Annotated in this window: 11 protein-coding genes; 7 read left to right on the top strand and 4 right to left on the bottom strand. The window is 46.2% G+C overall.

Translation table 11 applies throughout. The annotated features are described in order from the left end of the window. Positions 1-40: 40 nt before the first annotated feature. The gene (locus OP864_RS11955) at positions 41-790 is read left to right on the top strand and encodes a hypothetical protein (RefSeq protein WP_270098404.1); all 750 of its coding nucleotides are present in this window, start codon (positions 41-43) and stop codon (positions 788-790) included. A 411-nt stretch (positions 791-1,201) separates the two neighbouring features. Continuing rightward, entirely contained in the window at positions 1,202-2,092 is an 891-nt protein-coding gene (gene lipA / locus OP864_RS11950; protein ID WP_002657330.1) for a lipoyl synthase, read from the top strand. A gap of 381 nt (positions 2,093-2,473) precedes the next feature. On the opposite strand, the gene OP864_RS11945 is transcribed toward lipA, so the two are convergent. The 4 genes from OP864_RS11945 to OP864_RS11930 form a co-directional block, all read right to left on the bottom strand. After that, the gene (locus tag OP864_RS11945) at positions 2,474-4,573 is read right to left on the bottom strand and encodes a ComEA family DNA-binding protein (protein WP_270098403.1); all 2,100 of its coding nucleotides are present in this window, start codon (positions 4,571-4,573) and stop codon (positions 2,474-2,476) included. A gap of 27 nt (positions 4,574-4,600) precedes the next feature. Beyond that, on the bottom strand, positions 4,601-5,461 hold the full coding sequence (locus OP864_RS11940) for a PorV/PorQ family protein (RefSeq protein ID WP_270098402.1): 861 nt from the start codon (positions 5,459-5,461) through the stop codon (positions 4,601-4,603). A gap of 541 nt (positions 5,462-6,002) precedes the next feature. Then, positions 6,003-6,869 carry a helix-turn-helix domain-containing protein gene (locus tag OP864_RS11935; protein WP_270098401.1) on the bottom strand — a complete coding sequence of 289 codons (867 nt, stop codon included), beginning with the start codon at positions 6,867-6,869 and terminating at the stop codon, positions 6,003-6,005. A 91-nt stretch (positions 6,870-6,960) separates the two neighbouring features. Further along, entirely contained in the window at positions 6,961-7,371 is a 411-nt protein-coding gene (locus tag OP864_RS11930; RefSeq protein ID WP_270098400.1) for a hypothetical protein, read from the bottom strand. 183 nt (positions 7,372-7,554) lie between these two features. Between OP864_RS11930 and OP864_RS11925 the strand changes: the two genes are divergently transcribed. The 5 genes from OP864_RS11925 to OP864_RS11905 all read left to right on the top strand — a co-directional run bounded on the left by OP864_RS11925 (position 7,555) and on the right by OP864_RS11905 (position 12,899). After that, positions 7,555-8,349 (top strand): M48 family metalloprotease, encoded by a 795-nt coding sequence (locus OP864_RS11925; protein ID WP_270098399.1) that lies wholly within the window; start codon positions 7,555-7,557, stop codon positions 8,347-8,349. Between the two features lie 22 nt (positions 8,350-8,371). After that, on the top strand, positions 8,372-8,980 hold the full coding sequence (locus OP864_RS11920) for a hypothetical protein (RefSeq protein ID WP_270098398.1): 609 nt from the start codon (positions 8,372-8,374) through the stop codon (positions 8,978-8,980). A gap of 134 nt (positions 8,981-9,114) precedes the next feature. After that, positions 9,115-9,693, top strand: a complete 579-nt coding sequence (locus OP864_RS11915) for a hypothetical protein (RefSeq protein ID WP_270098397.1) — start codon at positions 9,115-9,117, stop codon at positions 9,691-9,693. Between the two features lie 3 nt (positions 9,694-9,696). Then, entirely contained in the window at positions 9,697-10,170 is a 474-nt protein-coding gene (locus OP864_RS11910) for a TlpA family protein disulfide reductase (RefSeq protein ID WP_270098396.1), read from the top strand. Positions 10,171-10,505: 335 nt separating this feature from the next. After that, positions 10,506-12,899 carry a hypothetical protein gene (locus OP864_RS11905; RefSeq protein WP_270098395.1) on the top strand — a complete coding sequence of 798 codons (2,394 nt, stop codon included), beginning with the start codon at positions 10,506-10,508 and terminating at the stop codon, positions 12,897-12,899. The last annotated feature ends 34 nt before the right edge of the window (positions 12,900-12,933 follow it).

Below are 12,933 nucleotides of genomic sequence, written 5' to 3'. Positions count from 1 at the left end.
CGTTTTTAATACATTTAGCCCCCTCAAACCTCCACCGCCTATGAAATTTATCCTCTACCTTTTTTGCCTCCTTGGCGCTTTCTCTACTTTTGCCCAAAATGACAATAGCCCCAGTCATCAACATGAGGTGGTTGTTGGGGGCGGCCTACACAGCCAAGGCTATATGTTAGGCGGGACCTACAGCTATTTTTATCAGCCCAAACGCGCCCTTTTAGGCCAGGCCCAATTTGCCTATATCAAGCACCCCAAAGAGCGGGTGATGGACAATGATAACAATATTTCTATCAGCAATAGCGGCCAAAGCCGATACACTTTTGGTAAACAAAATAGCCTTTACAGCCTCCGCCTAGGCGCTGGCCAACGCTTTTTCCTATCGCCCAGAACCCGCAAGCAAAATCTTGCCCTCGCTTGGAGCTATAGCGCCGGCCTCAATCTCGGTCTGCTCAAACCCTATTATCTGGACCTCATCTACAGAACGAGCAATGATGGCGTGATTATCCGCTCCGAACCCTATTCCGAAGATAATCGCTATAAGTTTTTAGATCCCCTAGATATTAATGGCGCATCTAGCTCTTCTCTCGGCTGGGACGAGCTCCAAGGCCGTACGGGCCTCTACCTCCAAGGCAGCCTCTACTTTGATTTTGGCCCCAGCGATGAGGTCGCCAAAGCCCTAGAAATTGGCCTCTCCGCCGATTATTTTTTCCAAGAAATGCCCATTATGCTCGAACAACCCGACGAACGCCTTTTTGACAATATTTTCATCCACTTTTATCTAGGTAAACGCTGGTAATTTGGGGCCTCCGCTGCGGCGGTTACTCCCTTCGGTCGTCGAAGCCCCCCTAAAGGGCTTGTTGTCGTTCTGGGGCTCGCAAATGTTTTGGGGCCTCCGCAGCAAAGCTGCGGCGGTTACTCCCTTCGCTCGTCGAACTGCGCCCTAAAGGGCTTGTTGTCGTTCCGGGGCTCGCTATTCGCTCGGCCCTGCGGCGCAAAGCGCCTGGGTCTGCGGCTACGCCGCCCCCCTGCACATCGCTAGGCCAATTTGCGGCTGCGCCGCACTGCGCCTTCGGCGCAGCCCAACTGAACTTAATTGGACCAAATTCCTCGGCTTTTGGGCAAAAAACAGTAATTTTGCCCCCATTCTTTTCCATCAGCTAACCGAACAGAAGCCAATTTCTGCTGTTCTCAAAATAAAACTTGCTGTATGTTCGAACTTCCAATCGTTGAATCTAAAAAAGAACGCCGCAAAAAGCCAGATTGGCTTCGGGTGAAACTCCCCATCGGCGAGAATTATAGAAAGGTCCGTGATTTAGTGGACCAATATAAACTGCATACCATTTGCCAAAGTGGCCACTGCCCCAATATGGGCGAATGCTGGGGTGAAGGTACCGCTACCTTCATGATTTTGGGCAATGTCTGTACCCGCTCTTGTTCTTTCTGTGCCGTAGCCACGGGCCGCCCACCAGAATATGACGAGGATGAACCCCAAAGAGTGGCCGAGGCCGTCCGCCTCATGCAGGTCAAACATGCGGTCCTCACTTCCGTCAACCGAGATGAACTCAAGGACCGAGGCGCTGCTATTTGGCATCAAACCGTAAGGGCCATTAAAGAACAATCGCCCCAAACCACCATCGAAACCCTCATCCCCGATGTGCGCGCCAATTGGGAGGCCCTAGAAACCATGATTTCTGCCGGCCAAGAGGTGGTTTCTCATAATATGGAAACCGTAGAATCGCTCTACCGCAAAGTACGTCCCCAAGGAAAGTACAAACGCAGTTTGGAGCAAATCCAACGCATCAAAGACTATGGCAAACGGACCAAAACCGGCATTATGGTCGGCCTAGGCGAAAGCAAAGAAGATGTCTTCAAAATCATGGACGACCTGCTCGAACATGGCTGCGATGTCCTCACTATTGGCCAATACCTGCAACCCACCAAAATGCATATCGAAGTGGCCGAGTATATCCATCCCGACCTCTTTGCAGAATATGAGCAAGTCGGCCTAGAAAAAGGCTTCGACTTTGTAGAAAGTGGGCCTCTCGTCCGCTCTTCTTATCATGCAGAACGACATGTTTATCCCAATCAGAAGAAATAAAAAAAGGCCCTTAGGGGCCTTTTTTTATTTCTTCGTACTTCAGCTACTCAAGACCTATTTTGCAAAAACAGCTTAAGGTTTTTATCAAAGAATGGCCTAGAAGTTAATTTTATGAGGGTTTCCACCCTCATTTATAGATGTTTGCGAAGCAATACCGTTCTTGCTGTAGGTTCCAACCTACAGTAAAAAGGGCCGAAGGCCCGTCGGCCTAGGGGCCTGAAAGGGGGCCGCCTAGCGGCAGACCTAGGGCGAAATGAAATGAGCCCGCAGGGCCGAGCAGACCTGCGAGCCCTGAAAGGGCCCGCCCGCCGAAGGCGGGAGGCCCCAAAAAAAACAGCAGTCCCAAACTGAACTGCTGCTTAAAAAATGGGGCAAAATGGCTTAGAACTTCAGGCGGAGCTGCACTTTTAGTTCTGAGCGAGTATTGCCTAAAATTAGATTTTGGCCCGAGCTAATCTCATCGCGATCGGCCCAATAGGTTTGTGCATAGCGGACCCAAAGCGTTAGATTTCGATTAAATTTATAGCTCGTATTGATGTAGAATCGGCTGCCACGGCCATAATAAGCGGGCACCGAAAAGGCATAAAGCACATCATTTTCGTAGGCATAGATGCGGGTGTCATAATCCTCGGTGGCAAAAATGGCAAATCGAGTTTGGACCTTGAGGGGGGCAAAACGGGCCGACCAAACCAAGTCTTGGTACATCATAAATCCCTTACTGAACTCATGGTCCTCATAGAAGGATAGCTCGGCTCGGCTGCGGATTTCCCACTCTCGGCTCAGGCGATAGCGAAAATGAATGCGGGCATTTTGCCGCTTTTTGTTGATCAGATAATCGTAAGGCGTGGCATTATCAGAGCGGTTGCCTTCTTTTTGCTCAAAGCGATACTGAAAATAGAGGTTCCAGCGGTAAGCAGGTTGATAATCTAGGCGAACAAAATACTCATGTCCCTTGGAGGGCGCGTCAATATTGGAGCGCAGCCAAGGAAAAACGAAGAGGTCAAAATAGCCGCTAAAGCTCAGGCCACGGCCCAAGTTGGCATTCAGGCCCATATATAGGCCCTTTTCGTTATTGGTTCCCGCAGACTCGCCAAAGGCATTGCCCGTTAGGGTTTGGTAGTTTTTGGCATAATTCCGATAAATCAGGGCCATGCTCACTTTTTCATCTAGGGCCGCCGTCAGGCCGTTGATAGTTGCCAAACCGCCATTATCACTAACCGCCGTTTCGCCAAAAAACTGTAAGTTTCTATAAGCCAGATTATAATCTAGGCTAGCATTGAGCAGCGACTGCCCATTAAAGGCATACTTTTGATAAAGGCGGGGCGTGCGGACCAAAGAGTCGCTAAGGCGGTTATAGACTACATTTGCGCCAATTCGCCAAGTATTGGCCTTATAGGTCATATTGGCCCCGGTGGTAATTTGCTGCAAGCTATTTTTGTCCTCCAATTCGTTTTCGGTTCGGTGCAGGCCACTCAATTGCAAAGAAGAAACCTCTAAAACCTCAAAAGAATCATCTAGGCTATCGGTTTGGACCAAAGAGATATTGCCATCTCTAAAACGGTGTGAGCCAAAGACCGTCGCCTCCCATTTGCTGCCGCCAATCGTGGCCGCCCCGCCCCGCATAAACAAAGCCTCATTGACCGAGCTATAGGGGCGGATTTTATTGGACAAGCGCTTAATGTTGAGCACAGCCGCCCCTTTTCGGGTACCAAAGCCACTCCAACTGGTGAGCCCCTGCCCAAAATAGACCTGATAATCGCCTAAGGCAATGGCTTTGACCCATTTATTATAATCTTTGATAAAGAAATGGGCCGAAAAATAATCGGGTAATTTCGTCTGATTTTTCTGACTAAAAGGCGTCAGCCATTCTTCGCCTGCATCCTTTTCTAAAGTCAGGCCCATACTCAAACGGTCCTTGTAGGTCAGGCGATAGCGCAAATAAAGTTTATCGGGGCTCCCCAAAAAGTCGGGATCTTCCCCATCCTGAGGCAAAAAGCCAGCTTGCTCCTCTATATTTCGCTGATAGCGCATAAAGACTTGCTGTCGCTTATATTTAAAGGCCCGTTTAAAGCTAAAAGCCTCCATTTCCTTAGTAGCTTCTAGACTGACAAAGGGCAGAATCTTGGCAATGCTACTTTGGTCAAAAGTGGGCACGCCCTGTAGTTCATAGAGCGAAAAAATTTGGCCAAAGCGATTGCGGTAGTTAATCAAGGCCTGAATCTGAATGGCCGACAGTAAATTGAGGGCCTGTAGCTCCTCCCGGCTCGCCTTATTGATGTCTAAAGGGTTGCGTTGATAGATTTCGAGGTTTTCAAATTCCGTATCAAAATCAAATTCTTGCGCATCCGCATCATCCACCAAGTTTTCAATCTGGATTTGCGTGGCGCTATTGTCATCTAAAGGAGCGTCTGTGGTATCTACCTGCCCCCAAAGGCTGGCAGTCAGGCCCATAAAAAGGCCCAATAATGATCGTCTTAACATAATGGACAAGGTATTAAATGGGCAATCTTATTCTTCTTCTGTTTTGGCCTCGGCGGCTTTTTTAGTTTTTTGCAAGCGATAACTTAGGGCAAAAGAAGGCGTAAACCCAAGCACTTGATGATAGGCCGTGGCCAAATCAATTTGTAGCTCGTCTAGGTCTAAGCCCAAACCAAAAGAAAGCTGGCTCAAATCACTGAGCTGCATGCCCGCCCGCAACTTAAATATCTTATGCGCCTGATATTCAATACCGGCCTTAGCCCCAAAAGGCTGATTGTAAATGTCTTTTTCTAGGGCCGCATAAATCCCCACTTTTTCAGAGGGATGATAGGCCAAACCCAAATTAAAAAGGGCCGGCAGACGCTCGTCCAATTGGCCCAATTTGGCATGTACTGGATTATATACATGCGCTGCTAATGTCAATTCTTCACTAATTTTGGCCGTCAAGCCCAACTCAAAGGTAAAACTATTGGCCGAGCCATAAGTCGGAATCCTTATCCCCAAATAATCTAATTGTACGCCCAAAGCAAAACGCTCCGATAGCTTTCTGGCATAGGCCAAACCAATTTTTTGCTCATTATAGGCCGAAAAGCCAAAGTAGTTTAGCGTCAACCCAAAGGTCCCCTGATTATTTTCTAAGGGATAGGCCGCTGCAAACAAAAAGGAGTTGAGCCCCTCGGCCAAAAATCGCCGCTCGCCATAGGCAGAAAAGCTCAATTCTTCCAAAAAAGCAAGGCCCGCCTGGTTGCTATAAGCGGCATTGATGTCGGTAAAAGCAACCGAAGCATTCCCCAAGGCCGCCCCTCTGGCCGCAGCCGATTGAGGTTGGCCCTGCTGGGCAAAAAGTCCAAAAGCCATACTGGCCAAAAGAAGGGTGTAAAGCGTTCTCATAGTTTCTGTAATTTGCTGATGATGTTGGTTTTTTTGGGGCCTCCGCTGCGGCTTCGCCTTGCGGCGCTACGCTTCAGGGCTCGCTATTCGCTCGGCCCTTCGTCGCTCTGCTCCTCGGTCTGCGGCTTCGCCGCCCCCTTTCGCATCGCTAGGCCAAATGGAAGTCCTGCGCTTCGGCCATTCTTTGATAAAAATTTCAGGCTAGTCAAGGCATTTTTTAAAGGCATAGCCCTAGCTATGGCTGAGAAAAATAAGGCAGAATAGCAGGAAATTAAATCAAAGGATAGAAGTGGCAGGGCTTTCATTTGGCCTTTGCCATTTTGGCCTTCGGCCAAATAGAGCGAGACAGCCAGCGCTTAGCCGCCCAACAAATTACATAATTCGCTAGCCTTCTACAAAAGAGGCTTGGCTTTCTTAAAGTTTAATTAAAGCAGCAGGCCAAAAGCAAGCTGGCCACTTATAGCCTTAAGACTGGCCCGCTAAAAAAGAAAAGACCCAAAATCTAGGATTTTGGGTCTTTTCTTTAGCCTTAAAAGGAGGCTTAGGCAGAAACTAACTCTTGTTGTAGGCCTTGGCGATATTGCTCTGGAGAACAATCTTGGCTCTTACGGAAAAACGTAATAAAATAAGAGGGCGTTTCAAAGCCCAACTGCTGAGAAATTTCGGCAATAGTGAGGTTGCTATGGCAAAGCAGGCGCTCGGCTTCTAGTTGCACTCTCTTGCGAATAACCGCCCCAGAGGTTTTGCCAAAAACGCGTTTGCACAATTTATTGAGGTAATTGGTGCTAATGAACAGCTTTTGCGCATAAAAAGAGGGGGCTCTAGAGCTCTGGAAATGCTCCTCTACCAATTGCTCAAACTCTAGCATTTTTTCTTCTTGTCGGTTAGGACGGGCCAATTGAATATTGCGGGCCATTTTTTCGGGAGCAAAACGCTCTTGCAATTCAAAGAAAATAATATTGGCATAAGAGCGCAATACGGCCAATTGCTGCGGCTCTTGCTGGTAGTCATTATACATACAGGCCAGCAAAACATTTAGTTTGCTTATTGCATCCTGAGGCAAATCGACTAGGGCCAAAAGGCCTTTTTGCACAAAAGCAAAAGCCTTGAGAATATTGTTGTGGTAGCGTTGCTCGAAAAAAGCTGGCGAAAAAGAAAACAGATAGCCTTCTGCGGCCTCTCCTTCTGCAGAAAGCAGAATTTGATCGGGGCGAAGCAAAAGCGCTTGGCCCGCTTTCAAGGTTGTTTGGCGACGGTTGAGCTCCATTTTAAGCTGGCCAGCCGACAAATAAAAGAAACTATAGCCTCCTTCAAGAAGAGGAAGTTGCAATTCAGCTTTGGGCTGAATCAATTGCATATCAATAAGTTGCGGCCCATCTTGGGGCTGATATATAGCGTGAATAGTCATGAGATTCCACTTTATTAGGATAATAGAAACAGGCCCAACAAACTGATTATTAGCTTGTTGAACACCATAAAATTCAAATACTGGATTGAATTTATCCTAGAAGTGGAGGGTGAAAAACAGAGAGACCTGGCCCAGGGTTTTCAGAAAAACAATAGGCTGGAAAATGGGCAGGTTCTAAAATAAAGGGAATACGAATGAGGACATTTGTTAAGCTTGCTGGCTTGCTATCCAGCTCCTCATATAAAAAGTTTATTTGCAGCTCTTTTTGGGCATCTAATCCTTTTTCTTCCTGCTCTTCTGCATCTTCGGCCCAATTATTTAGCTGCTCTTTGTAGTAACATTTACCTTGGCACATAGGAAACTCATCGGGAATGTTTCTATTTACACAAAACTCCTCTGCTATAAGCTCTTGCTGTAGCTTATAGGAAAGGTATACTTGCAAAGGCCGACTAAGGGGCAAGAGCAAAGTACAGATGAGTAAATATAATCCGAATTGCTTCAAAATAACGCTACGGTTTTATTTGGGGGCAAGATAATACTTTTGGGCAGAATAAAAAGTGATCGAAGTAACCTAGCCCCTTTTTTAGACAATTAGTCCGCTTTAGTGATACAAACAGCTATTATAAAATGGCCACCTTTTTTTGTATTTTGCGGCCCATTTTAACGCCTGCTTAACTACTTATAAATGTCAGTCTTTAGAATATATCTGCTTGCTTTTTTTATCCTCTTTAGTTGGAGTGCCTGCCAAAAGCCAGCCCCCAAAATTGAGCATCAGTTACAAGCTACTGATGATAGTCGAATTGGACAAGCTATAGATGCACAATTTGTAGCCCATTGGGATAGTTTACCCGAAGTAGAGCTGCTACGGCCCACTGACTACCCCCAGGCCTATAATTACTTAGATAGTCAATTATTGTTTTGTTTGGCCCAGCCTCAGTTTGAGCATGCCCAAACCTTTAATTGGCAGTTGCGTATTTTTCAGGCAGCAGAAAAAGAGCAGTTATTTGTTGCCCCCGGCGGCTATCTTTATTTTTCTACAGACTTCCTTCGCTTTTTGGCCAATGAAGAAGAACTAAAGGCCGTTTTGGCCCATGCCATGCTCAGTATTGACCAACGGATAATTAGCCAACAACTACAAGAAGCCTTTTCTATTAGCTATTTATTGGACCTTGCCCTTGGGGCCGAACCCGATGCCCCCGCCCAACTTTTGGCCCTAGTAGAAACCGTAGGCTACAAAAAAGAAGAAATGCAGCAACTAGAACCCCTCTTTGAAGCCCTGCTCTGCCAAATTGATAGCTCTCCTGACAGTATGCGCTCTTTTTTGCAAAGAGTAGAAGGACAAAATGATTTTGACTGGGCTTGGCGATTTAATTCTGACTTTGACTGGTCTGCAGCCCTAGCTAGCAATAATAACTGCCCCCTCTCTCCCACTATGCTTTCTAGCAATAATTATTTATCCTTTTTAGATCAACTTCCTTAACCCTTTAGCGCCTATTTCCCCTATGAAAAAAAGTATCCTCCTATTTTTGGCCCTAGGCCTTTTGGCCTGCCAAAGCAAAGAACAAGAAAAAAAAGTGCTGCCTAATGTGCCCCCTGAAGCCAGTGCTACCTCTCTCTCTCCAAAAGATAGCCTTAGCCAATTTCCTAAAGATTGGGAAGGCCGCTATGAAGGCGAAATGCATTGGTACGTCAATGGCCAACTAAGAGGCAAAATTCCTTGCCGACATGAGGTTTTAGCAAAAAAGCCTGGCGTTTGGAGCTGGACCACCGAATTTGACTCTAGCCAACTCATCCCCAAAGCGGTCCTCAAAGACTACCTCTTAATAGAAGATAAAAGCCAAGCCCAAGGGCATTATATCCTCGATGAACAAGATGGAATTCTAATTGACATGATTTTAATGGGCAATAGCTTCTATAGCCAGTTTGAAGTGGGCAATAGTAAAATTACTACCGTAGACCGCCTAGAAGGAAATACCCTCTACAAAGAAATTATTATGGCCCCTAAAGATAAAGTTCGAAAAAGCTCGGCTAAAATTGGCAAAGAGAGCTTTGAAGTCACTGCCGCCAATAGTATCACCCTCCAAAAAGCTATCCTGAAAAAACAAAAATAACCCCCTCTAGAAGAACAGCTTTCATCCTCATTTTACTTCCCTAAACTTTTTATAAAAAAAAGTCTCGGCGAGGGTCTAAAAGGCTTCATTTTTGGATTAGAAGCAAGACCCTCCCCCATTTTATATTACACACTATGAAAGCAAAACATCTAATGAAAAACCTAGTTTTACTTCTCTTCTGTAGCCTCAGCCTACAACTTTTTGCCCAAAACAAAGAAAACCTCATCAACAATGGCCAATTCCGAAATAGCCTAGATGGTTGGGAAATTCTGCTCAGCAATGGAAGCCCCGGCATTAAGGCCCAAATTTTATCAGCGGAAGCAGATTATAAGAAATTTGGCTTGGCCGATAACTTTGTCGGCACCTCTTTTGTCGAAATTGACGAAAACTCTAGCATTCGGCAAGATGTGGAGCTAAAAAGCATTGAACCGCACAGCCTTGTTTTTGCCTATGCGCCTCGCCCCAATGCTGGCGACAAACAACTAATTGTAAAAGTAGATGGTCGGGCCGTTTGGACCACCACCCTAGGCAACCAAGATGCAGTGGGTCGTTTTCAGTATAAAGCCATTAAGTTGATGCCCGAAGAAAAATCGGCCCAAATTAGCTTTTATGTGGTCTCTCTTTCTGGCAAAAAGGACCAAGGCGTTTTCATTGCCGATGTTTTTCTCAATGAAGAACCGCTAGTAGATTTATACATGATTGATAAATACTAATTTATGATTTGGCGCATTTTCTTTTTCTTGCTGCTTAGCGCTCCTCTTTTTGGGCAAATGGCAGCCCCTGACTTTCAATTACAAGACCATAAAGAGCAACGCTTTGACTATAAGGAGGGCCGTAAGGCCAAGTACTATCTGCTTTTTTTTTGGCATTTCCAATGTAGCCATTGTCAGCAGGGCCTAGCCAAGGTAGAGCAGTTTTTAAAAGACAAATCACCAGAGGATATTCAAGTTGTTACGATTTTTCCCTTTGCCCACCAAAAAGAAGAATTTTGGACCTATGTGCAAGATAGTAGCAACCAATTGCAGACGCCTTTTTTTCAGCATGCTACAGATTATAAAGCCACGGCTCGCCGAGCCTTTGCCCTAAAAGGACAGCCGCCTTTTTTGGTTTTGCTCAATGCAGAAAACGAAATTTTATCTTCTGGCTTTAAGGCCAAAAAATTAGAGCGTATCTGGAAAGCGCTCCGCTAAGCTAAACAGCCCCTAGGGGCTGTTTTTTTTTGCCCCCCTGCTTTTAGGTCGAGTTTTTGCGCAGGCTCAAAATCTTTTGTTCCTCTTTGCTAAAATACTATTTTTAAGAGTTCGTTAAAGCTTTAGGCCCTATTGGCCCAGCGCTGCGGAGTGGGTGGCCGAAGGCCAGACCGAGCAAAACGAGCGCTAGCGAAGTTTTGCGAAGGGCCGAGCAGACCTGCGAGCCCCGCAGCATAGCGGCGGCCGACCTAGGCAAAGCCTAGCCGGCCGCGGGCCCCAAAAAAAATTAAACCCACAGAAAGACTCATATATCTGTTTCATTAAAACCAATAAAAATGAAAAACATCTTACAGTCAGCGTTTTTGCTGCTTATTTTTCAGTTGATGGGGAGTATAGGCGCGCAGGCCCAGCTCATCAACTTTGAAGAAACCTGGCAGGCCTTCTTAAAAGACCCTCTGACGGCCTCTGTTTCTGAACTGCCCAAGCCGCCAAAATCTAGCGTGGGCGATTATGCCAAATATCATTTGATGTATGCCAACTCTAGCTTTTGTGCCGACGAATTGATTGATGCAGAAAGCTATTTGAAAGAGCTCAAAAGTATGGATAAATCGCAATACGATAAATATCCCGGCTTTTCGCAGCGCTTGGCCGATTTGGAAGGAAAAATGAAAGCCTACTACAAAGTAGATGTACTTTGGAAGCGCCATTTGCAAAAATTTGATGTCTCTAGAGGCGAACTAGAAGCCGCCGAAGAAGGCCGCAAAGTTTGTGAAAAAGGGACCTTGGCCAAATATTATCAGATGATGTCGATGGCCTATTATTGCGAAGGCAATGAGGTAGAAGCCCTCAATCAGTTTGAAAACAAAGCCATGCGCATTGTAGACAAAACCTCTTTGCAAGCTGCCGATGTAGAAGGCCTACCCGGCGAAATTAAGCGCTCTAAGGCCCATTTTAAGGTTTTGGGACAGCTCAACAAGGCTTGGAAAACCTATATGGATAGCGATGTATCGCCTGGTTTTGAACCCGAAGTTCCTCTTTATAGCTGTTATACCATTCCCAATATGAAAGCTTATATGCTGCGGGCTATGGTAGATGTTTGTAAAAATGGCTCGGAAATGTTGGCCAAAATTAAAGAACTAGAAGCCGAAAACACCCATGACATTCCCGCCGATTTGGCCGAGAAAATCGGTTGGTTGGAAGCCGAAGTGAAGAAATATAACGGAAACTTGGCCGTGCTCAACAAAGCTTGGGGACAATTTACGAGCAGCGGAAAAGTAGACCCCAGCCTAAAATATATGGGCGAATACTGCGAAAAAGATGCGCAAATTAAGGCCTATACCATGGCCGGAACCCTAGATTACTGCAACATTGGAGAAGAAATGCTCGGCAAAATTGCAGAGGTGCAAAAAGAGTATAATCCAACCCTAGACGCTACCACCAAGGCCAAAATTAAGGCCCTAGAAAAATTGGTCAAGGAAGATGCCGCCCGCCAAGCTAAACTAGAAGAAGCTTGGGCCGAGTTTGTTCCTCAAGATACCCTCAATAGCATTGATTTTGCCTTTGAATACTGCGACAAAGAAGCGCAAATCCGTGCCTATATCATGGATGGCCGCGTAAATGCTTGCTACAAAGGCGAACAACGCCTAGCCGATATCGATAAATTGATGGCCTCGGCTAAGCCTAGCCTACAAGCCGATACCAAAGCCAAATGGGAGGACCTCAAAGTTGTTGTGGCTAAATACCGTGGCGATATTGCTGCCCTCGATAAACTTTGGGCCACCTTTATCCAAAATAATGACACCATCTATGAAGAATTTACCGTAGAACCCTACTACTGCGATAAAATTACTCAGGTGAAATCTTGGTGCCTAGTTGGTAATGTCAATACCTGCGAGCAAGGCCAAGAATATATGGACAAAATTGATAGCTATACCAAAACTTACAAACTCAAATATGACCGCGAACTGAGCTGCCGCATCACTCGCCTTCGTCAGCAAATTTGGGACTGCCGCTACTGGGAGCTCGTGCGCCAAGCACAACGCGAAACCCATGAAGAACGCGAGCGCTTTGGCCCCGAATCTGCCGAAATGATGCGCCTAGACCTCAATAACGACAAACTTCCCTGTAATACAGAGGTACTTTATGAGCCTCTCGGGAAAATTGGGGTGCGCTACGTCATCCAGACCTTCCTTTGCCAAGGTACCGACCTCGCCAAAATGGGAGATCCCGAGTACTATAAGAAAATTGCTACCTGGGTAGACACCGAAGTACTAAGCAAGTATTGCGAAGCCAATATGCGCTGTAAAAAAGATTTTTATATCTACCTAGAAGGCCACACCGATGGCCACCCCTTTAGCTTCCACCGCTACAAAAAGTCTTTGGGCGTTCCCAAAGGTACCGAGTTTACTCACTTTGTAGGCAAGGGAGAAAAAGAAGCCGCCGACACCATCGTGAAGAAAACTGAACGCGAACTAAGCTTTGACCTAAAAAGTAATATGGAGTTGGGTATCGCCCGCGCCTGGACGGTCCGCGAGCAACTTCAGTTCATGAAGGTTCCTATCACCATTGGCGCCTATGAACACCCCTCTAAAGAGCGTGGAGCCGAGTACCGCCGCGTAGATGTAGAGCTAAATATTACCAACCTTTTGCTCGATTTCTATGAAAAACGCCTAGCCGAACTCATCGAAGAATCTGGCATTGGCGAAAAACCTAAAGATTGTAAAGGCTAATCTTTTTAAGCTAAATCATCTGGGCCGGTCCTCT

The sequence above is a fragment of the Saprospira grandis genome, from assembly GCF_027594745.1.
Taxonomy (GTDB): Bacteria; Bacteroidota; Bacteroidia; order Chitinophagales; family Saprospiraceae; genus Saprospira; species Saprospira grandis.
Note: the sequence above shows the minus strand (reverse complement) of the source record. Positions and strands in the feature narration are given on the sequence as shown.

Coding starts and splice junctions, on each gene's coding strand:
- OP864_RS11955 (WP_270098404.1), top strand. CDS start 41: ATGAAATTTATCCTCTACCTTTTTTGCCTCCTTGGCGCTTTCTCTACT.
- lipA (WP_002657330.1), top strand. CDS start 1,202: ATGTTCGAACTTCCAATCGTTGAATCTAAAAAAGAACGCCGCAAAAAG.
- OP864_RS11945 (WP_270098403.1), bottom strand. CDS start 4,573: ATGTTAAGACGATCATTATTGGGCCTTTTTATGGGCCTGACTGCCAGC.
- OP864_RS11940 (WP_270098402.1), bottom strand. CDS start 5,461: ATGAGAACGCTTTACACCCTTCTTTTGGCCAGTATGGCTTTTGGACTT.
- OP864_RS11935 (WP_270098401.1), bottom strand. CDS start 6,869: ATGACTATTCACGCTATATATCAGCCCCAAGATGGGCCGCAACTTATT.
- OP864_RS11925 (WP_270098399.1), top strand. CDS start 7,555: ATGTCAGTCTTTAGAATATATCTGCTTGCTTTTTTTATCCTCTTTAGT.
- OP864_RS11920 (WP_270098398.1), top strand. CDS start 8,372: ATGAAAAAAAGTATCCTCCTATTTTTGGCCCTAGGCCTTTTGGCCTGC.
- OP864_RS11915 (WP_270098397.1), top strand. CDS start 9,115: ATGAAAGCAAAACATCTAATGAAAAACCTAGTTTTACTTCTCTTCTGT.
- OP864_RS11910 (WP_270098396.1), top strand. CDS start 9,697: ATGATTTGGCGCATTTTCTTTTTCTTGCTGCTTAGCGCTCCTCTTTTT.
- OP864_RS11905 (WP_270098395.1), top strand. CDS start 10,506: ATGAAAAACATCTTACAGTCAGCGTTTTTGCTGCTTATTTTTCAGTTG.